Raw genomic sequence first — 23,505 nt, forward strand, 5'->3', positions numbered from 1 at the left:
GACGCGCAGACAACTGCGGCCGGACATCGGGAGGATGTCCGGCCGGGGCCGTGCGCTCAGATCTCGCCGCGGAGTTTGGCGAGGGCCTCGGCGAGGATCGCCTCGCCGTCGGCGTCGCTGCGCCGTTCGCGGACGTAGGCGAGATGGGTCTTGTAGGGCTCGGTACGGGGCGGATCAGGGGGGTTCTCCTGGTCCTGGCCCGCCGGGAAGCCGCAGCGGGGGCAGTCCCAGGTGTCGGGGACCTGCGCGTCGCTCGCGAAGCTCGGCTGCGTCTCGTGCCCGTTGGAGCACCAGAAGGAGATGCGCAGACGCGGTGCCGACTCGCCGCGTTCGGCCTCACCCATCGGCCCCGCCCCGACCCGGCTCCCCCGGATCGCGTTGCCACTTGCCACGGTCGTAACTCCCTGCGTGATGGTGCCGCGGAACGTCCCGGCCGGGCCGGCCCGCTCCACTGCGGGCGCCTTACGTGTGTGCAAGGCCCAACGCGCGTCCCCTCAAGGGAGTTACACCCTGCCCGGAACGCGAGCCACCATGATAGGCCGGGCTCGCGGCGATGTACCGGACGAGGCGGGGATACGGCTCAGTTCAGTTGTTCATCTTCATCACGAGGCCGAGCACGACGATGCACGCGAACCACAGCAGACCGACCACCACGGTGATGCGGTCCAGGTTGCGCTCGGCGACGGAGGAGCCGCCCACCGAGGACTGCATGCCGCCACCGAACATGTCGGACAGGCCGCCGCCCTTGCCCTTGTGCATCAGCACCAGCAGCATCATCAGCAGGCTGAACACGATCAGGGCGATCGAGAACCCCATAACCACGGCTGGACCCTACTTTCCGCAAATTCCTCGGGGGCGCCGGCGTCCCCGGAAGGCGGGGTGCGGCGCTTGAACGAACGACGGGGGCCGGACTTCCCGAGGGAAGTGACCCGGCCCCCGCAAGGGTACTGGGGATCGGCGCCGGCGCCTACTCACTGGTGGCGCGAGCGCGTGATCCTACTGGTCGCGGAAACGGACGATCTTGACGAACTCGTCGTTGTCCAGCGAGGCCCCGCCCACGAGCGCGCCGTCGATGTCCGGGCGGGCCATGATCTCGGCCACGTTGCCGGACTTCACCGAGCCGCCGTACTGGATGCGGACCTGGTCGGCCAGCTCCTGGCTGTACAGCTCGGCGAGCTTGCCGCGGATCGCGCCGCACACCTCCTGGGCGTCGTCGGGACCGCAGACCTTGCCGGTGCCGATGGCCCACACGGGCTCGTAGGCGATGACGACGGACTCGGCCTGCTCGGCCGGGAGGTCCTTGAGCGCGCCCTCGACCTGGGCGAGGGTGTGCTCGACGTGCCGGCCCTCGTCGCGGACCTGCTCCTCCTCGCCGACACACACGATCGGGGTGAGGCCGTGCTTGTAGGCGGCCTTGACCTTCTCGTTGACCAGTGCGTCGGTCTCGTTGTGGTACTGGCGGCGCTCGGAGTGGCCGACGGCCACGTAGGAGCACTTGAGCTTGGCCAGCATCGCGCCGGAGATCTCACCGGTGTAGGCGCCGGAGTCGTGCGCCGACAGGTCCTGGGCGCCGTACTTGATCTTCAGCTTGTCGCCGTCGACCAGGGTCTGCACGGAACGCAGGTCGGTGAAGGGCGCGAGGACCGCGACCTCGACGGCCTCGTAGTCCTTGTCGGCCAGGGCGAAAGCGAGCTTCTGGACGTGGGCGATGGCCTCAAGGTGGTTGAGGTTCATCTTCCAGTTGCCCGCCATCAGCGGGGTGCGGGAAGTCACGGGTGTTCAGTCCTCCAGTGCGGCGAGGCCGGGAAGCGTTTTGCCCTCAAGATATTCGAGGCTGGCGCCACCGCCGGTCGAAATGTGGCCGAATGCGTTCTCGTCGAAGTCCAGCGTGCGCACGGCGGCGGCGGAGTCCCCGCCCCCGACCACGGTGAACGCCGAGCTGTCGACGAGGGCCTGGGCGACCGCTTTGGTGCCCTCGGCGTAATCGGGGTGTTCGAAGACGCCCATGGGGCCGTTCCAGAAGACGGTGGCCGTGTCGGCGAGCTTCGAGGCGTAGAGCTTGCGGGTCTCGGGGCCGATGTCCAGGCCCATCTTCCCGGCCGGCATCGCGTCGGCGGAGACGGCCTCGGGGTGGGTCGCCGCCTTGGCCTTGAGGTCCGGGAAGGACTCGGTGACCAGGACGTCGACGGGCAGGACGAACTCCACGCCGCGCGCCTCGGCCCGCTTCAGGTACTCCTGGACCGCGGTGATCTGGTCCTCCTGGAGCAGCGAGGAGCCGACCTCGTGGCCCTGGGCCTTGAGGAAGGTGAACATCATGCCGCCGCCGACCAGGATGCGGTCGGCCTTCTCCAGCAGGTGGTCGATGACCCCGAGCTTGTCGGAGACCTTGGCACCGCCGAGCACGACCGCGTAGGGCCGCTTGACGTCCTCGGTGAGCTTCTTGAGGACGCCGACCTCGGTGGCGATGAGGTAACCGGCGTAGTGCGGAAGGAGCTTCGGGAGGTCGAAGACCGAGGCGTGCTTGCGGTGCACGGCGCCGAAGCCGTCCCCCACGTACACGTCGGCGAGGGCGGCGAGCTGTGCGGCGAACTCGCCGCGCTCGGTGTCGTCCTTGCTGGTCTCCCCCGGGTTGAAGCGGAGGTTCTCGATGACGGCGACCTGACCGGGCTGGAGTCCGTCGACCGCGTCGTGCGCGGCGGGACCGACGGTGTCCTGGGCGAAGGCCACGGGGGCACCGAGGAGTTCACCGAGCCGCTCGGCGGCGGGCAGCAGGGAGAAGGCCGGGTCCGGGGCGCCCTTGGGGCGGCCGAGGTGCGAGGCCACGACGACCTTGGCGCCCGCCGCGACCAGGGCCTGGACGGTCGGCAGGACGGCCCGGATACGGCCGTCGTCGCTGATGAGGCCGTCGGCGAGCGGCACGTTGAGGTCGGCGCGGACGAACACCCGCTTGCCCGACACTCCTTCGGAGAGGAGTTCGTCGATCGTCTTCATGGGTTCATGGCTCCTTGGAGGTCAACGAGGAGGGGCGGTGGGCGGGGCGGCCGTGGGGGCCGGGGAGCACACGTGCGCCTCCGGCCCCCACGACCGCCCCGCGGGGGCATCACGCACAAGCGAGCAGGGCCCGTGCCGCGCTGGTTCGCGCCGCCCGGACCCTGCCGCCCGCACCGTGCTGCCTTACCGGCTCGCGGTCAGAGCTTGTCGCCGACGAAGACCGTGAGGTCCACGAGGCGGTTGGAGTAGCCCCACTCGTTGTCGTACCAGCCGATGATCTTGACCTGGTTGCCCTCGGCCATCGTCAGCTCGGAGTCGAAGGTGCAGGAGGCCGGGGTGCCGACGATGTCCGAGGACACGATCGGGTCGGCGGTGTAGACGAGCCGCCCGGCGAGGCTGCCCTCCTGGCTGGCCTTCTCGAACGCGGCGTTGACCTCGTCCTTGGTGACCTCGCGGTCCAGGGTGACGACCAGGTCGGTGACCGAGCCGACCGGGACCGGGACGCGCATCGCGATGCCGTCGAGCTTGCCCTTGAGCTGGGGCAGGACCAGGGCGGTGGCCTTGGCGGCACCCGTCGTGGTCGGGATGATGTTCTCGGCGGCGGCCCGGGCGCGGCGCAGGTCCTTGTGCGGGAAGTCCAGGATGCGCTGGTCGTTCGTGTACGCGTGAACGGTCGTCATCAGACCCTTCTTGATGCCGAAGTTCTCGTCGAGAACCTTCGCCATCGGCGCCACACAGTTGGTGGTGCAGGACGCGTTGGAGATGACGTTGTGCTGCGCCGGGTCGTACTTGTCCTCGTTGACGCCCATCACGATGGTGATGTCCTCGTCCTTGGCCGGAGCCGAGATGAGGACCTTCTTGGCGCCACCGGCGATGTGCTTCTCCGCGTCGGCCTTCTTGGTGAAGATGCCGGTCGACTCGATCACGATGTCGACGCCCAGCTCACCCCAGGGGATGTCCGCCGGGTTGCGCTCCGAGAGGACCTTGATGGTGCGCGAGCCGACGGTGATGGTGTCGGCGGTGTGCGACACCTCCTCCGTCAGCGTGCCCAGCATCGTGTCGTACTTGAGCAGGTGTGCGGTGGTCGCGGTGTCACCCAGGTCGTTGACTGCCACGATCTCGATGTCCGCACCCTGCTGAAGCAGGGCGCGGAAGTAATTGCGACCGATGCGGCCAAAGCCGTTGATGCCTACGCGGATCGTCACGAACCGATCTCCTCGTTGGTACGCCGGTTTTCGACGCCGGCGAGTTGTATGGGAAGTCCCCGACCACCTTCGACCCTACCTCTCATGGGCACGGCTGGTGACATCGAGCGGGGCACGGGCGACCAGGAGATCCTTACTGGTCAGTAGCCGCTTGAATACTGGCCAGTAGCGCCGGACGACCGCTCTTCTGAGACACCCGGACGCCATGTGTGGGGCACGTTCCCGACATCGTTCTACGCGGGTGGAGTGAGGGGCGGGGCGACGGGCGGACGAAGCCGCCCGTCGCCCTGCTCCGATGTCGTCCACCCCGCCCGTCCGAGCGGCCCGTCCGAGCAGCCCGAAGCCGCCGGGGAATCATCCTCCGGCGGCTTCGGGCGGGGGCGCGCGGGTCGGCGCGAACGGGGTGTCAGCCGACCATGCTGTCGGCCAGTTCCTCCGTCAGGGTCGACTCGGTGCCCGGGATGCCGAGGTCGCACGCGCGCTTGTCGGCCATGGCCAGCAGCCGCCTGATCCGGCCCGCCACCGCGTCCTTGGTCAGGGGCGGATCGGCGAGCGCGCCCAGTTCCTCCAGGCTCGCCTGCTTGTGCTCCATGCGCAGCCGCCCGGCGGCGGCCAGATGCTCGGGGACCTCCTCGCCGAGGATCTCCAGGGCCCGCTGCACGCGCGCCCCGGCGGCCACCGCGGCCCGCGCGGAACGGCGCAGGTTGGCGTCGTCGAAGTTGGCGAGCCGGTTGGCGGTGGCCCGCACCTCGCGGCGCATCCGCCGCTCCTCCCAGGCCAGTACCGACTCGTGGGCGCCCAGCCGGGTCAGCAGCGCGCCGATCGCGTCGCCGTCCCGCACCACGACCCGGTCCACCCCGCGCACCTCACGGGCCTTCGCCGCGATCGACAGCCGCCGCGCCGCGCCCACCAGGGCGAGCGCCGCCTCGGGGCCCGGGCAGGTCACCTCCAGCGAGGAGGAACGGCCCGGCTCGGTGAGGGAGCCGTGCGCGAGGAAGGCCCCGCGCCAGGCGGCCTCCGCGTCGCAGGTGGCCCCCGAGACCACCTGCGGGGGCAGGCCCCGGATGGGGCGGCCCCTGCCGTCCACGAGCCCGGTCTGCCGGGCGAGCTGATCACCGCCCGCAACCACCCGAACGACGTAGCGCGAACCCCGGCGCAGTCCGCTGGGAGCCATCACCACGAGGTCGGAAGCGTGCCCGAAGATCTCCAGAATGTCCTTGCGCAACCTGCGCGCCGCGATCCCGGTGTCCAGCTCCGCCTCGATCACGATGCGTCCGCTCACCAGGTGCAGCCCGCCCGCGAACCGCAGGATCGCCGAGACCTCAGCTTTCCGACAGCAGGTCCGGGTGACGGGAAGCCGGGAAATCTCATCCTTCACCGCTGCCGTCATCGCCATGGGCCGATCCTTCCATGCATCCGAAAAATACGGTCGTACGCGGCCGCCAGCAGCTCCGGGTCGTGCTTCGGAACACCGTCGGGCCGTGCGACCGGGGCCAGCTCCACCGTTGCGTCGAACCGCTTTGCGGCCTCGTCGAGCGAGGCGCGGTCGGGTACGGCAGCCTCGTCGGCCAGCACCACGTCGAAGGCGAGTTTAGGGGCGTGTCGGGCCAAAACCTCCAAATGACGCTGCGGAGAGAAGCCCGCGGTTTCGCCGGGTTGCGGTACGAGGTTGAGCGAGAGCACTTTGCGGGCCCGCGTGTCGGCGAGCGCGTCGAGCAGTTCGGGCACCAGAAGGTGCGGGATCACGGAGGAGAACCAGGAGCCGGGACCGAGCACGACCCAGTCGGCGTCGAGGACCGCCTCGACGGCCTCCGGGACGGCCGGCGGGTCGGCGGGCACGACGTGCACCGACTGGACCTCCCCCGGGGTCAGGGCCACGGTGGCCTGCCCCCGCACGAGGTCGACCTCCTCGGGCCGCTCGGGGTCGTGGCCGCGCACGAGGGCCTGGAGTTCGAGGGGCACCGCCGACATGGGCAGCACCCGGCCGTGCGCCCCGAGCAGGGTGCCGACCAGGTCGAGCGCGGCCACGTGATCGCCCAGTTGTTCCCACAGCGCCACGATCAGCAGGTTGCCGACCGCGTGGCCGTGCAGGTCGCCGCGGCTGGCGAAGCGGTGCTGGATGACCCGGGACCAGGTCTGTCCCCAGTCGTCGTCCCCGCACAGCGCGGCCAGCGCCTTGCGCAGGTCGCCGGGCGGCAGGACGCCCAGCTCGTCGCGGAGCCGGCCGCTGGAGCCGCCGTCGTCGGCGACGGTGACCACGGCGGTCAGCTCCCCGGTGATCCGGCGCAGCGCGGCGAGGGAGGCGGACAGGCCCATGCCGCCGCCGAGGGCGACGACCTTGGGCTGGGTGCCGCGCCTGCGCGGTTTGGGCGCCGGCCCCTCCCCCGTGCGGCGCAGCCGCCCCAGGCGGCGTGGGCGTGCGGTCATTCGCGGCCCATGTCCCGGTGGACGACGACCGTCTCCACCCCTTCGGCGACCAGCCGCGCGGCGAGCTTCTCGGACATCGCGACCGAGCGGTGCTTGCCGCCCGTGCAGCCCACGGCGACCGTCACGTAGCGCTTGCCCTCGCGGCGGTAGCCGGCCGCGATGAGCTGGAGCAGCTCGGTGTAGCGGTCGAGGAACTCCTTGGCGCCCGGCTGGCTGAGGACGAAGTTGGAGACCTCCTCGTTCAGCCCCGTGTAGGGCTTCAGCTCCGGGACCCAGTGCGGGTTGGGCAGGAAGCGCATGTCGACGACGAGGTCGGCGTCGACCGGCAGCCCGTACTTGAAGCCGAAGGACATGACGGTGGCCCGCAGTTCGGGCTCCTCGTCGCCGGCGAACTGGGCGTCCATCTTCGCGCGTAGTTCGTGCACGTTGAGGCTGGAGGTGTCGATCACCAGGTCGGCGTCCCCGCGCAGTTCGCGCAGCAGGTCGCGTTCGGCGGCGATGCCGTCGACGATCCGGCCGTCGCCCTGGAGGGGGTGCGGGCGTCGCACCGACTCGAAGCGGCGCACCAGGGCGTCGTCGGAGGACTCCAGGAAGACGATCCGCCGGGTGACGTGCTTGGACTCCAGGTCGGCCAGCGACTCCCGGAGGTTGTCGAAGAAACGCCGCCCCCGTACGTCCACGACGACGGCGATCCGCGCGACGTTGCCCTGCGAACGGGCGCCCAGCTCCACCATGGTGGGGATCAGCGCCGGCGGCAGGTTGTCGACGACGAACCAGCCGAGGTCCTCCAGACACTTCGCGGCCGTGCTGCGGCCGGCGCCCGACATGCCGGAGATGATCACCAGTTCGGGGATCGCCGTCTCCGTGCTCTGGCCCGGCTCACTGCTCGTGCCCGTACTCACCTGTTCTCCGTCCCGTTCGTGCTGCGTCATGGTGTGTACCCCCGTCGTCGGTCCGCCGCGCCGGGTCCGGGGTGCCCGGGCGCGCGGACTGCTCTCCACTGTGCTCGTCCGGGGCCCCCGCCGTGTCCCGCCGTACCGGGGCGGGCGCCCCTGGGCGGTGCCCGGTGGACCGCGGACCGCCCTGCCGGGTGTCGTCCGTCCCGGGCGTGGGCGCGGCCTCCCGCGGCCCGAGCGGGGCGCGCGGCCAGTCGTCGGCGGGGCCGCCGTCCCCCATCGTGCTCGCCTGGTCCGTCCGCGTCGAATGCGCGGCGGAAGCGGACGGACTTTCGCCGGGTGCCGCGGCCGGGGCCAAGTCACCGTCCCCGTGCGCGGTGTCCTCGTGCTCGTACGCGGTGGCGCTCTCGTCCGCCGCCGCGGCGGGGTCCGCGCCCTCGCCGCCCTTCGCCGCCACGGCGGTGTCGGGGGCGGGTTCGTGGACGGGGGCGGGTTCGGCGACGGGTTCTGGCTCGCCCTCCTGAGCGGCGGGCTCCCGCGTCGGCACGGTCTCGTCCTCGTCCTCGACGATCTCGCCGGTCGCGGTGTTCACGGCCGGTCCGGCCGGAGCGGCCCGAGCGAAGGTCGCGAGGATGGTCTCGGCGGTCTTCCTGCCTATGCCGGGGACCTCGCAGATCTGGTCGAGGGTCGCCGCGCGCAGTCTCTTGACCGAGCCGAAGTGCTTGAGCAGCGCCTGCTTGCGGGTCTGGCCGAGGCCGGGGACCTCGTCCAGCGGACCGGCCCGGAAGCGCTTCGCCCGCTTGCTGCGCTGGTAGGTGATGGCGAAGCGGTGCGCCTCGTCACGCACCCGCTGGAGCAGGTACAGGCCCTCGCTGGTACGCGGCAGCACGACCGGATCCTGCTCCCCGGGCACCCACACCTCCTCCAGCCGCTTGGCGAGCCCGCACACCGCGATGTCGTCGATGCCGAGTTCGTCCAGGGCGCGCTGCGCCGCCGCGACCTGGGGCTGGCCGCCGTCGACCACGACGAGCTGCGGCGGGTAGGCGAAGCGCTTGGGCCGGCCGTCCTCCTCGGCGGTCTCGACGGGGCCGTCGAGTTCGTCCTCGGTCCACTCCCCCGTGCGTTCCTTCTCGACCAGGTAGCGGCGGAAGCGGCGGGTGATGACCTCGTGCATCGAGCGGACGTCGTCCTGGCCCTCGAAGCCCTTGATCTGGAAGCGCCGGTACTCGCTCTTGCGGGCGAGCCCGTCCTCGAAGACCACCATCGAGGCGACCACGTCGTCGCCCTGGAGGTGGGAGATGTCGTAGCACTCGACGCGCAGGGGCGCGCTGTCCAGGTCGAGGGCCTCGGCGATCTCCTCCAGGGCGCGGGAGCGGGTCGTGAGGTCGGAGGCCCGCTTGGTCTTGTGCAGGACGAGGGACTGCTGGGCGTTGCGCTGCACGGTCTCCATGAGGGCGCGTTTGTCGCCGCGCTGCGGGATGCGCAGCGAGACCTGGGAGCCGCGCCGCTCGGTCAGCCACTCCTGCACCGGCTCGACCGGCTCCGGCAGGGCGGGGACGAGGACCTCCTTCGGTACGGCGTCGCCGCGCTCCTCGCCGTAGAGCTGCTGGAGGGCGTGCTCGACGAGGTCGGCGGTGGTGACGGCCTCGACCTTGTCGGTGACCCAGCCGCGCTGTCCGCGCACCCGGCCGCCGCGCACGTGGAAGATCTGGACGGCCGCCTCCAGCTCGTCCTCGGCGACCGCGATCAGGTCGGCGTCGGTCGCGTCGGCGAGGACGACGGCGCTCTTCTCCATCGCCCGCTTGAGCGCCCCGATGTCGTCGCGCAGCCGGGCGGCGCGCTCGTACTCCATCTCCTCGGCGGCGTCGGCCATGCGCTGTTCGAGGCGGCGCAGGTAGGTGCCGGTGTGGCCGGCCATGAAGTGGCAGAAGTCCTCGGCGAGGTCCCGGTGGTCCTCGGGGCTGATCCGGCCGACGCAGGGCGCCGAGCACTTGTCGATGTAGCCGAGCAGGCAGGGGCGGCCGGTGCGGGCGGCGTTGCGGAAGACGCCGGCCGAGCAGGTGCGCACGGGGAAGACGCGCAGCAGCAGGTCGACCGTGTCGCGGATCGCCCAGGCGTGGCCGTACGGACCGAAGTAGCGCACGCCCTTCTTCTTCTGGCCGCGCAGGACCTGGGCGCGCGGGAACTGCTCGTTCATCGTGACCGCGAGGTAGGGGTAGCTCTTGTCGTCGCGGTACTTGACGTTGAAGCGCGGGTCGAACTCCTTGATCCAGGAGTACTCCAGTTGGAGCGCCTCGACCTCGGTGGACACGACCGTCCACTCCACGGAGGCCGCCGTGGTGACCATGGTGCGGGTGCGCGGGTGCAGGTGCGCGAGGTCCTGGAAGTAGTTGGCGAGCCGCTGGCGCAGGCTCTTGGCCTTCCCGACGTAGATCACCCTGCGGTGTTCGTCGCGGAAGCGGTAGACGCCCGGGGTGTCGGGAATCTGGCCCGGCTGGGGGCGGTAGCTGGACGGGTCGGCCATGCCTGACACCCTACTGTCGCGCACCGACACTCCGGGGCCGCCCGGTCGCCTCGGCGCCTCGTCTCGGCAGGTGTTTCCCGTGCGGTCGCGCACCTGTTACGCCGGTGACCCATGCGGGCCGGTCCGGCGCCCCGTCCGCCGGCCCCTTTCCGCTTTCCGCCGTGGGGGCGCCCGTTCGCACGGCCGCGCGGCCCGTTCCCCGGCCGGACGTCCCCCTCCGGTGTCCAGGGCCTACCCTGTGGGCCGCGCCGGGCCCGTTGCCGTGGGCGGCGCGCCGCCCGCTCGCGAAAGGACGTCCCGTGCTCGTGGTCGCTGGAGAGGCCCTGATCGATCTTGTCCCGCAGCCCGGCGCCGGGGAGGGGACCGGACCGCTCGCCCCGCTCACGCCCGCGCCGGGCGGCGGCCCGTTCAACACGGCGGTCGCGCTGGGGCGGCTCGGGAGCGGCACGGCGTTCTGTTCCCGGGTCTCGGCCGACGGTTTCGGCACGGAGCTGATCGCGCGCCTGGAGACGGCGGGCGTGGACACCTCGGGGGTGCAGCGCGGCCCGGAGCCGACGACGCTCGCCGTCGCGGTGCTCGGCCAGGACGGCTCCGCCGGGTACACGTTCTACGCGGAGGGCACGGCGGACCGCCTGTTCTCTCTGCCGACGAACCTGCCGCAGGACGTCACGGCGGTGTGCTTCGGGACCTGTTCCCTCGTGCTGGAGCCGGGCGCGAGCGCGTACGAGGAGCTGCTGCGCGAGCAGTCGGCGGCCGGGGTGTTCACCCTGCTCGACCCGAACATCCGCCCGGGGCTGATCGCCGGCCCCGCGGCCTACCGGGAGCGCTTCCGCTCCTGGCTGCCGTACGTGAGCCTGCTCAAGCTGTCAGAGGAGGACGCGCGCTGGCTGGGCGGCGGCCCGGAGGACTGGTTGCGGCTCGGTCCGTCGGCCGTGGTGATCACGCACGGCGGGGAGGGCCTGAGCGTACGGACGCGTCAGGGCGCCACCTACCGGGTGCCGGGGGTCGCCGTGAAAGTGGTCGACACGATCGGGGCGGGTGACACGGTCAACGCGGCGCTGCTGCACCGGCTGGAGTCCCGGGGCGCCCTGAGCCCGGAGGGGCTCGCGGGTCTGGGCGCGGCGGGCTGGGAGGACGTCCTCGGTTACGCGGCACGGGCGGCGGCGGTGACCTGTTCCCGGGCCGGGGCCCAGCCGCCGTACGCGCACGAGCTGGACTGATCCGGGACGCGGCAGGGCCTGGCCTCCTGGGAGGCCAGGCCCCGAGGGACGGCGAAGGGCCGGGGTCCTTGTCCGGACCCCGGCCCTTCGCTTCGGCGCCCGCGCGCCCCGTCAGCTCCTACGAGCCGTCCGCCTACGCGTTCTTGCGGGCCGTCCGCTTCGCGGGAGCGGACTTCTTCGCCGGGCCGGCCCCTGTGCCCGTGGCCGCCTTGGCCTTGGCTCCGGCGCCCTTGGCGGCCGTGGTCTTCCGCGCGGCGCTCTGGCCGGGGACGATCTGGCCGGGCGTCTTCTTGGCGGCCCCGGACCGCCGGGCGGCCGTCTTCCTGGCGGGCCGGGCCGCCGCCTCGGCGACGGCCTGCGGGCCGAGGACCTCGCCGAGGAAGCGACCGGTGTGGCTCGCGGGCTCGGCGGCGACCTCCTCGGGGGTGCCCTCGGCGACCACGACGCCGCCGCCGTTGCCACCCTCGGGGCCCATGTCGACGACCCAGTCGGCAGTCTTGATCACGTCGAGGTTGTGCTCGATGACGATGACCGTGTTGCCCTTGTCCACGAGGCCGGACAGCACCTTGATGAGCTTGCTGATGTCCTCGAAGTGCAGGCCGGTGGTCGGCTCGTCCAGGACGTAGACGGTGCGGCCGGTCGAACGCTTCTGGAGTTCGCTCGCGAGCTTCACACGCTGCGCCTCGCCGCCCGAGAGGGTCGGCGCGGACTGGCCGAGCCGGACGTAGCCGAGGCCGACGTCGTCCAGGGTGCGCAGGTGCCGGGAGATGGCGGGGACCGCCTCGAAGAAGTCGCAGGCCTCCTCGATCGGCATGTCCAGGACCTCGGCGATGGACTTGCCCTTGTAGTGGACCTCCAGGGTCTCCCGGTTGTACCGGGCGCCGTGGCAGACCTCGCACGGGACGTAGACGTCCGGGAGGAAGTTCATCTCGATCTTGATCGTGCCGTCGCCCGCGCAGTTCTCGCAGCGGCCGCCCTTGACGTTGAAGGAGAAGCGGCCCGGCAGGTAGCCGCGCACCTTCGCCTCCATCGTCTCGGCGAACAGCCTGCGCACGTGGTCGAAGACGCCGGTGTAGGTCGCCGGGTTGGACCGGGGGGTGCGGCCGATGGGCGACTGGTCGACGTGCACGACCTTGTCGACCTGGTCGTCGCCCTCGACCCGGGTGTGCCGGCCGGGGACCGAACGGGCCCCGTTCAGCTCGCGCGCGAGGTGCGTGTAGAGGATGTCGTTGACCAGCGTGGACTTCCCGGAGCCGGAGACCCCGGTCACGGCGGTGAGCACACCGAGCGGGAAGGACACGTCGATGTCGCGGAGGTTGTTCTCCTTCGCGCCGAACACGGTCAGGTGCCGCTTCGGGTCGACCGGCCTGCGTACGTCGGGCACCGCGATGGCGCGCTTGCCCGCGAGGTACTGACCGGTCAGCGACTCCTTGTTGGTCAGCAGCCCGGCCAGCTCACCGCTGTGCACGACCTTTCCGCCGTGCTCGCCGGCGCCGGGGCCGATGTCCACGACCCAGTCGGCGACCTTGATGGTGTCCTCGTCGTGCTCGACCACGATCAGGGTGTTGCCCATGTCCCGCAGCCGCACCAGGGTCTCGATGAGCCGGTGGTTGTCGCGCTGGTGCAGGCCGATGGACGGCTCGTCCAGGACGTAGAGGACGCCGACGAGTCCGGAGCCGATCTGGGTGGCGAGCCGGATGCGCTGGGCCTCGCCGCCGGACAGCGTGCCGGCCGCGCGGTTGAGCGAGAGGTAGTCCAGGCCCACGTCGACCAGGAAGCGCAGCCGCTCGTTGACCTCCTTGAGCACCCGCTCGGCGATCTTCTTGTCCCGGCCGCTGAGCCGGAGTTCGGCGAGGAAGTCGGCGCAGTCGGTGATGGACATCGCGGAGACCTCGGCGATGGACTTGCCCATCACGGTGACCGCGAGCACGATCGGCTTGAGCCGGGTTCCGTGGCACTCGGGGCAGGGCACTTCGCGCATGTAGCCCTCGAAGCGCTCCCTGCTGGTGTCGCTCTCCGCCTCCGAGTGGCGCCGCTTCACGAAGGGCACCGCCCCCTCGAAGGGGGTCGTGTAGACCCGCTCGCGGCCGTAGCGGTTGCGGTAGCGGACCTCGATCTGCGTCTTGTGGCCGTACAGCAGGGCCTTCTTGGCGCGCTGCGGCAGCCCGGCGAAGGGGATGTCGGTACGGAAGCCGAGCGCGTCGGCGAGGGCGCCGACGAGGCGGCCGAAGTACTCCTTGGAGTGACCGTGCGACCACGGGTGGATGGCGCCCTCGTCGAGGGACTTGTCCTCGTCGGGCACGATCAGCTCGGGGTCGACCTCCATCCGCGTACCGATGCCGCTGCACTCGGGGCAGGCGCCGAACGGGGAGTTGAAGGAGAAGGAGCGCGGCTCAAGCTCCTCGAAGGAGAGGTCGTCGTACGCGCAGTAGAGGTGCTCGGAGTACATGCGCTCGCGCTCGGGGTCGTCGGCCTCCAGGTCGACGAAGTCGAGGACGACCATGCCGCCCGACAGGCCGAGCGCCGTCTCGACCGAGTCGGTCAGGCGGCGCTTGGCGCTCTCCTTGACCGTGAGGCGGTCGATGACCACCTCGATGGTGTGCTTCTCCTGCTTCTTGAGCTTGGGCGGCTCGGTGAGCTGGACGGTCTCGCCGTCGACCCGGGCGCGGCTGTAGCCCTTGGTCTGGAGGTCGGCGAACAGGTCGACGAACTCGCCCTTGCGCTCGCGCACGAGCGGGGACAGCACCTGGAAGCGGCTGCCCTCGGGCAGGCCAAGGACCTTGTCCACGATCTGCTGGGGCGACTGCCGCGCGATGGGGCGCCCGCACTCGGGGCAGTGCGGTTTGCCGATCCGCGCGAACAGCAGGCGCAGGTAGTCGTAGACCTCGGTGATGGTGCCGACCGTGGAGCGCGGATTGCGCGAGGTCGACTTCTGGTCGATGGAGACGGCCGGGGACAGGCCCTCGATGAAGTCGACATCGGGCTTGTCCATCTGGCCGAGGAACTGCCGGGCGTACGAGGACAGGGACTCCACGTAGCGGCGCTGGCCCTCGGCGAAGATCGTGTCGAAGGCGAGAGAGGACTTGCCCGACCCGGAGAGGCCCGTGAAGACGATGAGCGAGTCCCTGGGGAGGTCGAGCGAGACGTTCCTCAGATTGTGCTCGCGCGCTCCACGGATGATGAGACGGTCGGCCACGCCGGTCCGCACCTTTCTGTCGGCAGAAGCGGGGCGGTGGCCCTGCCTCGGAGAACTGTCTGGACCATCGGCCCGGTCGTGGCCGGGGCCCTCCGGTGGCAACCGGGAAGGCGCGGCCCGCCTCAGCGATGGACGGCGATGCTGCGGTGAACATGCTGGTCGGTCGGCCCTGGACGGCTGGGCGCCCCGGGTGTGACGGCGCTCGCCGCCCGGATGGCTCCGGACCCGGCGGGCGGCCGGTTCGACGGCGCTCCCCCGGAGACGCTCACCGCTCCTCGTGCAACACCACGGGCCCGCCGTCGATTCCGGCGGTCGCGGTGCCACCCTCCAGGATGCTCCTCAAGGATGCCTCTCGACTGCCTCCCCGAGCGTATAGCACGCACATTCGATTTTGGGCCCAGGTCCGCCACCTTCACCCGGACGAGTGGTGGAGGCGGCATGAGTCACGCGATCGATACCCATGCCGGGCCGACGAGTGGTACGCGGTGCGATAGGGCGGTCACGGGACACGAGCGGGCGCCCTGCACAACGCGCGGGCGGTTGACACGTCACGGCCGCCGCGGTGACGGGCGCGCCCTCGCCCGCGTGGCACGCGCGAGGGCGGGGCCGGGCCCCGGTTCGTCTAGGGTGACCGCCATGACGTACAGCGGGAAAGTGCGAGTCGGTGGCCCGGCGGACGTGCACGAGCTGCGCGACCTGATCATCTCGAAGGTCGCGGTCGGCCCGATGGACAACAACGCCTATCTGCTCCGGTGCCGACAGACCGGTGAGCAGTTGCTGATCGACGCGGCCAACGACGCCGACACGCTGCTGACACTCGTCGGCGAGGACGGCATCCGCACGGTGGCGACGACGCACCGCCACCCCGACCACTGGCAGGCTCTCGCCGAGGTCGTGTCCCGCACCGGCGCGCTGACCTGCGCGGGGCGCGAGGACGTCGAGGGCATCCCGGTCGCGACGGACGCGCCGGTGGACGACGGCGACCTGGTCAGGGTGGGCCGGGTGGGGCTGACCGTACGGCACCTTCGCGGGCACACACCGGGGTCGATCGCCCTGGTCTACGACGATCCGGACGGCTCCCCGCACGTGTTCACCGGCGACTGCCTGTTCCCCGGCGGGGTCGGCAACACGCATTCCGACCCCGCGGCCTTCGCGCAGCTGATCGACGACGTGGAGACCCGGCTGTTCGCGCGGCTGCCCGACGAGACCTGGGTGTACCCGGGCCACGGCGAGGACACCTCGCTCGGCGCGGAACGCCCGCATCTGCCGGAGTGGCGCGCGCGGGGTTGGTGACGACCGGCGACAGCGGGCCGCCGGGGCGGGTGGGTTCAGCCGGCGAGCGCGGCCACGCGCTCCACCCCGAAGGCGTACCCCTGCACTCCGCAGCCCGCGATGACCCCGTCGGCGCGCAGTGAGACGTAGCTGTGGTGCCGGAACTGCTCGCGCCGGTGGATGTTGGAGATGTGCACCTCGATCACGGGGAGCCCGTCGCACGCGTTGAGGGCGTCGAGCAGGGCGACCGAAGTGTGTGAGTAGGCGGCGGGGTTGATGACGATCCCCGCGTGGTGCAGCCGGGCCTCGTGCACCCAGTCGATCAGTTCGCCCTCGTGATTGCTCTGCCGGAAGTCCACGGTGCCGCCGTGGCGCGCCGCGGTCCCGGTGCACAGCGCCTCGATGTCGGCGAGGCTCTCGCTGCCGTAGATCTCGGGCTGCCGCTGTCCCAGAAGGTCGAGGTTCGGCCCGTTCAGGATCATGATCGGGGCGGTCGCGAGCGTGTGGGCCATGGTTCCTCCGGTGCGGTTCGGCGCTGCACCCGGAGGTCTATCACGGGACCCGCGCCGGGCGGCTGGCGCGGGCCGCTGGAGAGGCGTGGAGAGGCGTGGCCCTCGTCCGTCCCCATGGCGGACGAGGGCCACGCGGTGAGGCGCGCCGGCCGCGGTCAGCGCCTCAGGCCGGCCCTGCCGTCCCCGTCCCTGGACGACTGGGCCGAGTTCTTGTCACCCTCCTCGCCACCGGTGCCCGCCGCGTCCCGCACCGCCGCCCGCTCCTGCTTGCGGGAGGCGAGGAGGCTGGTCACGGTGGTGACGGCGAGGACGAGCACGATCACGCCGAGCGAGACGACGGTCGGGATCTCCGGCACGTGCACCCCGTTCTCGTGCAGCGCGTGCAGGACCAGCTTCACGCCGATGAACCCGAGGATGATCGACAGGCCGTAGCTCAGGTGGACCAGCTTCCTGAGCAGTCCGCCGATGAGGAAGTAGAGCTGGCGCAGCCCCATCAGGGCGAAGGCGTTGGCGGTGAAGACGATGTACGGGTCCTGGGTGAGACCGAAGATCGCCGGGATGGAGTCGAGGGCGAAGAGGACGTCGGTCGTGCCGATGGCGAGGATCACGGCGAGCATCGGCGTCATGATCCGCTTGCCGTTCTGCCTCAGGAACAGCTTCGTGCCGTGATAGCGGTCGGCGACCCCGAAGCGGCGTTCCAGGGACTTGAGGAGCTTGTTCTCCTCGAACTCCTCGTCCTCCTCGTCGCTCCTGGCCTCCTGGATGAGCTTCCAGGCGGTGTAGATCAGGAAGGCGCCGAAGATGTAGAAGATCCAGGAGAAGCTGGAGATCATCGCGGCCCCGGCCAGGATGAACGCCGTCCGCAGGACCAGGGCGATCAGGACGCCGATCAGCAGGACCCGCTGCTGGTACTTCGTGGGGACCGCGAACTTCGCCATGATCAGGACGAAGACGAAGAGGTTGTCGACGCTGAGGGACTTCTCGGTGATGAACCCGGCGAAGAACTCCCCGCCCTGTTTCCCTCCGCCGAAGATCAGCAGCCCCAGCCCGAAGAGGCAGGCCAGGGTGACCCAGACCACCGTCCAGATGCCGGCTTCCTTCATGGACACGTCGTGGGGTTTACGGCCGATGAAGAAGTCGACCGCGATCAGGGCGCACAAGGCCACGATCGTCAGTAGCCACACGGTGAGAGAGATGTTCACTGCGCCTCCGGCAGTACGTCACGGCAGATGATCAGCTCGTCGCTGCCGGAGGTCTCTTCCACCCGGGGTCCCTGCCCCTGGCCGGCGCCCCGGGATCGGTTGATCCGTATTGACGGGCACGCCGCTTGAGGAGTACTCCCCTCCGTGACGCTCAACCTACGCGAAAAAACCAAGGGATGTAAAGAGATTGGTAAAAGAATCCCCAAGGGATCGGCCTGTCGATGGTGCGTCCCGACGCCGAGGGCGCCCGGAGGGGCGCTCCGTCGGGGCGCGAGGGGCCGTTCCCGCTCCTGGGCCGGCAGCAAAGCCGCCCGGGGATTCAGCCGCTCGGCCCCGCGCAACGGCGTGATCGTGCGGCGTGCGGCGTGCGGCGTGCGGCGTGCGGCCGAAGCGTTTGCGGGCGGTGGGGCATGCGGGCGTGCGGCCAAAGCGTTTGCGGGCGGTGGGGCATGCGGGCGTGCGGCCAAAGCGTTTGCGGGCGGTGGGGCATGCGGCCGGGGGTGAGGCGCGCCTCGGCCGCACGCCCGTCACGCGGGAGCGCCGCCCGGGTCCGGGGTCACAGGAGCGGCAGGATGGCGGGCATGAGGTCCTGAAAGGTGCGGCCCTCCGAGGGTGACCCGAGGGCGGTCATCTGCCAGCCACCCCCCGAGCGGTGCACCTTGGCCATGATCTGCGCCGTGTACCGGCCGCCGCCCGCGAGGGTGTAGCGCGCCAGTTCCTCGCCCGTCGTCTCGTCGACGAGCCGGCAGAACGCGTTCTGCACCTCCTGGAAGGTCTGTCCGGTGAAGGAGTTCACCGTGAAGACGATCTGGTCGACGCGCTCGGGTACCTGTTGCAGGTCGACGAGGATCGACTCGTCGTCGTCCCCCTGCCCGGCCCCGCCGACCAGGTTGTCCCCGGTGTGCCGGACCGAGCCGTCATTGCTCACGAGGTGCTGGAAGAAGACCTCGTCGACGCGGCGCTTGTCGGCGAAGAGCACCGCGGACGCGTCCAGGTCGATCTCGCGCGTGCGCGAGCCGAACAGTCCGCGTTTGCGGGCGGCCTGCCAGCCGAGGCCCATCCGGACCGCTGTCAGCGTGCCCCCGTCGCTCTTGCTCAGGCTGATGGCCTGGCCCTTGGTCATGTTGACCGTCACGCGTGGTCCCCTTCCGGTGGTGGTGGCGCGGCTGCGGGCCGGCGCCCCGTGGACGCGGCCGCTCGCACTCTCGCACCGGGAACCCGGCTTCCGCAGCCCGCGCACACGGATTGTGCCGCTCCTGCGACATGTCGTCCGACCGGTGCCGTACCCCGTGCGCCCGGACGGGAACCCCGGAACGCCCCCCCGGGGCCACGCCCTCCGGATCAGTGGCCCCGGTCCCGGGTCAGGAGAGCCCGCCTTCCTTCATCTGGCGCAGCTCCTTCTTCATCTCGGAGACCTCGTCCCGCAGCCGGGCGGCGACCTCGAACTGGAGGTCGGCCGCGGCGGCCCGCATGCGTGCGGTCATGTCCTCGATCTGCTGGGTGAGTTGTTCGACGGGGCGGTCGGTGGGGGTGGCGTCCTTGGCCCTGCCCTTCTTGCCCTTCGCGGCGGCCGCCTTGCCCTGTCCGCCGAGCGCCGGCACCGGCGTCTTGACGCCCTTGCCGTCCTTGGACTGCCGGTACCCGGTGCCGAGGAGCTGCTCGGTGTCCACGTCCTCGCGGGCGATGGCCGCGACGATGTCGTTGATCTTCTTGCGCAGTGGCTGCGGATCGAGGCCGCGTTCCTCGTTGTAGGCGATCTGCTTCTCGCGACGGCGGTTGGTCTCGTCGATGGCCCGCTCCATCGCCGGGGTGATCCTGTCCGCGTACATGTGGACCTGGCCGGAGACGTTGCGCGCCGCGCGGCCGATCGTCTGGATCAGGGAGGTACCGGAGCGCAGGAAGCCCTCCTTGTCGGCGTCGAGGATGGCCACGAGGGACACCTCCGGCAGGTCGAGTCCCTCACGGAGCAGGTTGATGCCGACGAGGACGTCGTACTCCCCGGAACGCAGTTCCCGCAGCAGTTCGACCCGGCGCAGGGTGTCCACGTCGCTGTGCAGATAGCGGACCCGGATGCCGAGTTCGAGGAAGTAGTCGGTGAGGTCCTCGGCCATCTTCTTGGTGAGGGTGGTGACCAGGACCCGCTCGTCCTTGTCGGTGCGCTCGCGGATCTCGTGCACGAGATCGTCGATCTGTCCCTCGGTGGGCTTCACGACGATCTGCGGGTCGACGAGCCCGGTGGGCCGGATGATCTGCTCGACGTAGCCGTCGGCGCGCGAGAGCTCGTACTTGCCGGGCGTCGCGGACAGGAACACCGTCTGGCCGATGCGGCCGAGGAACTCCTCCCACTTCAGCGGACGGTTGTCGAGGGCCGAGGGCAGCCGGAAACCGTGGTCGACGAGGGTCCGCTTGCGGGAGGCGTCCCCTTCGTACATCGCGCCGATCTGCGGGACCGTGTTGTGCGACTCGTCGATGACGAGGAGGAAGTCCTCGGGGAAGTAGTCGAGCAGGGTGTTCGGCGCCGTGCCGGGCGCACGGTCGTCGAAGTGCATCGAGTAGTTCTCCACGCCGGAGCAGGTGCCGATCTGGCGGAGCATCTCGATGTCGTAGGTGGTGCGCATCCGCAGCCGCTGGGACTCCAGGAGCTTGCCCTGTCCGTCCAGTTCGGCGAGGCGCTCCTCCAGCTCCTTCTCGATTCCGTTGATCGCGCGCTCCATGCGCTCGGGACCGGCGATGTAGTGCGAGGCGGGAAAGATGTACAGGTGCTCGTCGTCGCTGATGACCTCGCCGGTGAGCGGGTGCAGGGTCGACAGCGCCTCGATCTCGTCGCCGAACATCTCGATGCGGACGGCCAGCTCCTCGTAGACCGGGAAGATCTCGATGGTGTCGCCGCGCACCCGGAAGGTGCCCCGGGTGAAGGCCACGTCGTTGCGCGTGTACTGGATCTCGACGAAGCGGCGCAGCAGGTCGTCGCGGTCGATCTCGGCGCCCACCCGCAGGGGGACCATGCGGTCCACGTACTCCTGCGGTGTGCCGAGGCCGTAGATGCAGGAGACGGAGGCGACGACCACGACGTCCCTGCGGGTGAGCAGGGAGTTGGTCGCGGAGTGCCGCAGGCGCTCGACCTCCTCGTTGACCGAGGAGTCCTTCTCGATGTAGGTGTCCGACTGGGGGACGTACGCCTCGGGCTGGTAGTAGTCGTAGTAGGACACGAAGTACTCGACCGCGTTGTTCGGCAGCAGTTCGCGGAACTCGTTGGCGAGCTGGGCGGCCAGGGTCTTGTTGGGCGCCATGACCAGGGTGGGGCGCTGGAGCTTCTCGATCATCCACGCGGTGGTCGCGGACTTGCCGGTACCGGTCGCTCCCAGCAGGACGACGTCCTTCTCGCCCCCGCGGATGCGCTTTTCGAGCTCGGCGATGGCTGCCGGCTGGTCGCCGCTCGGCTGGTACGGGCTGACGACCTCGAAAGGCGCCACCGTGCGTTCGATGTGGGATACGGGCCGCATGGAATCCACCGTACGACCAGCCACTGACAACCGTCGGCCGACGGAGAAGTCGCGGGGCCACCCGGGTGGCGCAGCGACGCCCTGGAAGCGAGTGCGGCGGCGGTGCCTCCCGGCCATCCGGGGCGGCGGAGCGGGTGGCCGGTTCTTGCCGGGCCGTTCGCCGGACGGCCATCCCCCGTCCGCTTCCTGTCGCACGCGGACGGCCACTCTCGTACAGTCAGTGAACCCGCGAACACCAGGAGCTTCCATGTTTGCTCGTTCCGCCGCAGCGGTCGCCGTCGCGCTCGTGGGGGCCGGTGCGCTGATCGGTCTCCCCGCCACTTCGGCGGCAGCGGACACCGTCCTGCGGGACCGGTCGCCGCAGGACGTGACGGTCGTCGCCCACCGGGGCGCCGCCAAGCAGGCCCCCGAGAACACGCTGGCCGCGGTCGACCGGGCGGCCGAGCTGGGTTTCCGCTGGGTCGAGAACGACGTCCAGCGCACGAAGGACGGCAAGCTCGTCGTGCTGCACGACACGACGCTGACCCGGACGACCGACGTGGAGCAGGTCTTTCCCGACCGGGCGCCGTGGAACGTCCGCGATTTCACGGCGGCCGAGATCGCCCGGCTGGACGCGGGCGGCTGGTTCGGGCAGGAGTTCGAGGGGGCCCGCATCCCGACGCTGGACCAGTACATGCGGCGGGTGACCCGGAACCACCAGAACCTGATCCTGGAGCTCAAGAGCCCCGATCTGTACCCGGGCATCGAGCGGCAGACCCTCGACGCGCTGCGGCGGGACGGCTGGCTGGACCGCTCGCACGTCCGTGACCGGCTCGTGGTCCAGAGCTTCGACGCGGCGAGCGTACGCACCGTGCACGAGCAACGGCCCGAGGTGAAGACCGGCTACCTCGGTACGCCGCAGATCAAGGAACTGCCCGAGTACGCGAAGTTCGCGGACCAGATCAACTCCTCGCACGTGACCATCGACGGGGACTACGTGGCCGCGGTGCACGCCCTCAAGGGACCGCACGCCAAGCCGCTGGAGGTGTTCACCTGGACCGTGGACACGGCGGACGACACCCGGCGCGCGGCGGGCTACGGCGTGGACGGAGTGATCACCAACGCCCCGGACGTGGTGCGGGCGGCCCTGGAGGACTGACGCTCCGCTCCGCCGAGCGGCCCCGTGCCGGTGTCGGTGGCGGGTCGTACGGTGTGGGCATGAACAGTCACACGCGGTCGGCGGACCGGGGCGAGGCGACCCGGGGCGGCGACGGGGAGAGCCCGGGCGGCGGCGCGTCGGCAGGCGGTCCGGGTCCGGCCGGCTGGTCCTGGAGCGTGCTGCGGACCCCGATCGGTCCCCTGCTGCTGGCCGCGACCGGCACCGGCCTGTTGCGCGTCGTGTTCCACGCGGGCGAGGAGATACGGGAGGCCGAGCTGGAGCGGTTGACCGGCCGGCTGGGCGGCGCCGCCGATCCGGTGTCCGGTCAGGCGGTGCTGGCCGCCGCCCGAGCCGAGTTCGAGGAGTACTTCGCCGGCCGTCGCACGCGCTTCACGCTGCCGCTGGACTGGTCGTTGACCACCGGGTTCCACCGCCAGGTGCTGCGTGAGCTGGAGAGCGGGGTGCCGTTCGGCTCGGTCGTCGGCTACGGGGACCTCGCCCGGCGGGTCGGGCAGCCGGGAGCCGCGCAGGCGGTGGGGATCGCCATGGGAGCCAATCCGCTGCCGGTCGTCGTGCCGTGCCACCGTGTCGTGGAACGGGACGGTGGCATCGGCGGTTTCGGGGGCGGCGTGGAGACCAAGCGCAGGCTTCTGGAGTTGGAGGGAGTCCTGCCGCAGCCCTTGTTCTGAGGCGGACGGCGAGTGCCGAGGCGGACGGTGACGGGCGTGGGACGCCGTGACGAGGGCGGACGCGGGGGCGAGCGCGAAACGCAGTGCGGAACACGGACGCGGCGACCGACGGGCTCGGGACGCCCTGACGAGGACGGACGCCGGGATGAGAGCGCACGCGGCGAAGGTGTGCGTGCCCGCACGTGCTCCCGAGCCGCCGCCCCCTCGGCGGTGGACCCCCGGAAGGGGTGGACACGGCGGGCGAACAGCCGTGTCCACCCCTTCCGGGGGTCGCGCGTGGTGGCGGGCCGGTTCTACGCGTAGACGCGGGACGCCCAGGTCGCGAACTGCTCCCCGCTCAGGTGTGCGGCGAGGTCGGCCTCGCTGATCATGCCGACCAGTCGCTTCCCCTCGATCACGGGCAGCCTGCGGACGCGGTGCTCCTCCATCTCGCGCAGGACCTCGTCGAGATCCGCGTCGGCGGGAATCCAGCGCGGCGTGCCCTGCGCCATGTCACCGGCGGTGGTCTTCGCGGGGTCGTGCCCCTTGGCGACGCAGTCCACGACGATGTCACGGTCCGTGAGGATGCCCCGCATCCGCTCGTCCGCGTCGGCGATGGGAAGCGCCCCGAGCCGGTGGTCCCGCATCACCTGGGCGGCGCGGTCGAGCGTCTCGTGGGCGGGAATCCACTGGGCCCCACGGTTCATGATGTCTGCGGCGTTCGTCATCGATACCTCCTGGGGTGCCGTTG

General features: G+C 70.9%; 18 protein-coding genes and 1 pseudogene. 4 read left to right on the top strand and 15 right to left on the bottom strand.

The annotated features are described in order from the left end of the window. Window positions 1-56: 56 nt before the first annotated feature. The 9 genes and pseudogenes from AB0J21_RS12705 to uvrC all read right to left on the bottom strand — a co-directional run. A complete protein-coding gene (locus tag AB0J21_RS12705; protein ID WP_363145897.1) occupies window positions 57-392 on the bottom strand; it encodes an RNA polymerase-binding protein RbpA in 336 nt (111 codons plus the stop codon). A 193-nt stretch (window positions 393-585) separates the two neighbouring features. Then, window positions 586-816: a preprotein translocase subunit SecG gene (gene secG / locus AB0J21_RS12710; RefSeq protein ID WP_363146236.1), complete on the bottom strand. Its 231-nt coding sequence runs from the start codon at window positions 814-816 to the stop codon at window positions 586-588. Window positions 817-996: 180 nt separating this feature from the next. Continuing rightward, on the bottom strand, window positions 997-1,773 hold the full coding sequence (gene tpiA / locus AB0J21_RS12715; RefSeq protein ID WP_363145898.1) for a triose-phosphate isomerase: 777 nt from the start codon (window positions 1,771-1,773) through the stop codon (window positions 997-999). Between the two features lie 6 nt (window positions 1,774-1,779). Further along, window positions 1,780-2,991 (bottom strand): phosphoglycerate kinase, encoded by a 1,212-nt coding sequence (locus AB0J21_RS12720; RefSeq protein ID WP_363145899.1) that lies wholly within the window; start codon window positions 2,989-2,991, stop codon window positions 1,780-1,782. A gap of 197 nt (window positions 2,992-3,188) precedes the next feature. Then, window positions 3,189-4,196 carry a type I glyceraldehyde-3-phosphate dehydrogenase gene (gene gap, locus AB0J21_RS12725; RefSeq protein WP_363145900.1) on the bottom strand — a complete coding sequence of 336 codons (1,008 nt, stop codon included), beginning with the start codon at window positions 4,194-4,196 and terminating at the stop codon, window positions 3,189-3,191. Window positions 4,197-4,602: 406 nt separating this feature from the next. Continuing rightward, window positions 4,603-5,592 carry a DNA-binding protein WhiA gene (gene whiA / locus AB0J21_RS12730; protein WP_363145901.1) on the bottom strand — a complete coding sequence of 330 codons (990 nt, stop codon included), beginning with the start codon at window positions 5,590-5,592 and terminating at the stop codon, window positions 4,603-4,605. Then, window positions 5,583-6,623, bottom strand: coding sequence for a uridine diphosphate-N-acetylglucosamine-binding protein YvcK (gene yvcK, locus AB0J21_RS12735; RefSeq protein WP_363145902.1), 1,041 nt, complete (start codon window positions 6,621-6,623; stop codon window positions 5,583-5,585). The genes whiA and yvcK overlap by 10 nt, the downstream gene beginning before the upstream one ends. Then, window positions 6,620-7,555, bottom strand: coding sequence for an RNase adapter RapZ (gene rapZ / locus AB0J21_RS12740; protein ID WP_363145903.1), 936 nt, complete (start codon window positions 7,553-7,555; stop codon window positions 6,620-6,622). The genes yvcK and rapZ overlap by 4 nt, the downstream gene beginning before the upstream one ends. 517 nt (window positions 7,556-8,072) lie before the next feature. After that, window positions 8,073-10,043, bottom strand: a pseudogene (uvrC, locus tag AB0J21_RS12745) (excinuclease ABC subunit UvrC); the annotation flags it as partial. Window positions 10,044-10,342: 299 nt separating this feature from the next. Between uvrC and AB0J21_RS12750 the strand changes: the two are divergent. Beyond that, window positions 10,343-11,263, top strand: coding sequence for a carbohydrate kinase (locus AB0J21_RS12750; protein ID WP_363145904.1), 921 nt, complete (start codon window positions 10,343-10,345; stop codon window positions 11,261-11,263). A gap of 133 nt (window positions 11,264-11,396) precedes the next feature. Here the strand turns inward: AB0J21_RS12750 and uvrA are convergent, their stop codons facing one another. Then, complete coding sequence (uvrA, locus tag AB0J21_RS12755; RefSeq protein WP_363145905.1) at window positions 11,397-14,459, bottom strand: excinuclease ABC subunit UvrA; 3,063 nt, start codon at window positions 14,457-14,459, stop codon at window positions 11,397-11,399. Window positions 14,460-15,095: 636 nt separating this feature from the next. On the opposite strand from uvrA, the gene AB0J21_RS12760 reads away from it, so the two are divergent. Then, window positions 15,096-15,752 carry an MBL fold metallo-hydrolase gene (locus tag AB0J21_RS12760; RefSeq protein ID WP_363145906.1) on the top strand — a complete coding sequence of 219 codons (657 nt, stop codon included), beginning with the start codon at window positions 15,096-15,098 and terminating at the stop codon, window positions 15,750-15,752. Between the two features lie 35 nt (window positions 15,753-15,787). On the opposite strand, the gene aroQ is transcribed toward AB0J21_RS12760, so the two are convergent. The 4 genes from aroQ to uvrB all read right to left on the bottom strand — a co-directional run bounded on the left by aroQ (window position 15,788) and on the right by uvrB (window position 20,948). Beyond that, window positions 15,788-16,243, bottom strand: coding sequence for a type II 3-dehydroquinate dehydratase (gene aroQ, locus AB0J21_RS12765; RefSeq protein WP_363145907.1), 456 nt, complete (start codon window positions 16,241-16,243; stop codon window positions 15,788-15,790). Window positions 16,244-16,398: 155 nt separating this feature from the next. Further along, the gene (locus tag AB0J21_RS12770) at window positions 16,399-17,445 is read right to left on the bottom strand and encodes a TerC family protein (protein ID WP_363145908.1); all 1,047 of its coding nucleotides are present in this window, start codon (window positions 17,443-17,445) and stop codon (window positions 16,399-16,401) included. A gap of 556 nt (window positions 17,446-18,001) precedes the next feature. Continuing rightward, entirely contained in the window at window positions 18,002-18,580 is a 579-nt protein-coding gene (locus AB0J21_RS12775; RefSeq protein WP_363145909.1) for a TerD family protein, read from the bottom strand. A 226-nt stretch (window positions 18,581-18,806) separates the two neighbouring features. Then, window positions 18,807-20,948 carry an excinuclease ABC subunit UvrB gene (gene uvrB / locus AB0J21_RS12780; RefSeq protein ID WP_363145910.1) on the bottom strand — a complete coding sequence of 714 codons (2,142 nt, stop codon included), beginning with the start codon at window positions 20,946-20,948 and terminating at the stop codon, window positions 18,807-18,809. 247 nt (window positions 20,949-21,195) lie between these two features. Between uvrB and AB0J21_RS12785 the strand changes: the two genes are divergently transcribed. Continuing rightward, window positions 21,196-22,086 (top strand): glycerophosphodiester phosphodiesterase family protein, encoded by an 891-nt coding sequence (locus AB0J21_RS12785; RefSeq protein ID WP_363145911.1) that lies wholly within the window; start codon window positions 21,196-21,198, stop codon window positions 22,084-22,086. Between the two features lie 59 nt (window positions 22,087-22,145). Further along, window positions 22,146-22,775 (top strand): methylated-DNA--[protein]-cysteine S-methyltransferase, encoded by a 630-nt coding sequence (locus AB0J21_RS12790; RefSeq protein ID WP_363145912.1) that lies wholly within the window; start codon window positions 22,146-22,148, stop codon window positions 22,773-22,775. Window positions 22,776-23,068: 293 nt separating this feature from the next. On the opposite strand, the gene AB0J21_RS12795 is transcribed toward AB0J21_RS12790, so the two are convergent. Beyond that, entirely contained in the window at window positions 23,069-23,482 is a 414-nt protein-coding gene (locus AB0J21_RS12795; protein ID WP_363145913.1) for a CBS domain-containing protein, read from the bottom strand. Window positions 23,483-23,505: the final 23 nt, after the last annotated feature.

Origin of the sequence: Streptomyces sp. NPDC049954 (assembly GCF_040656295.1) — a bacterium.
In the GTDB taxonomy this organism is placed as follows: domain Bacteria; phylum Actinomycetota; class Actinomycetes; order Streptomycetales; family Streptomycetaceae; genus Streptomyces.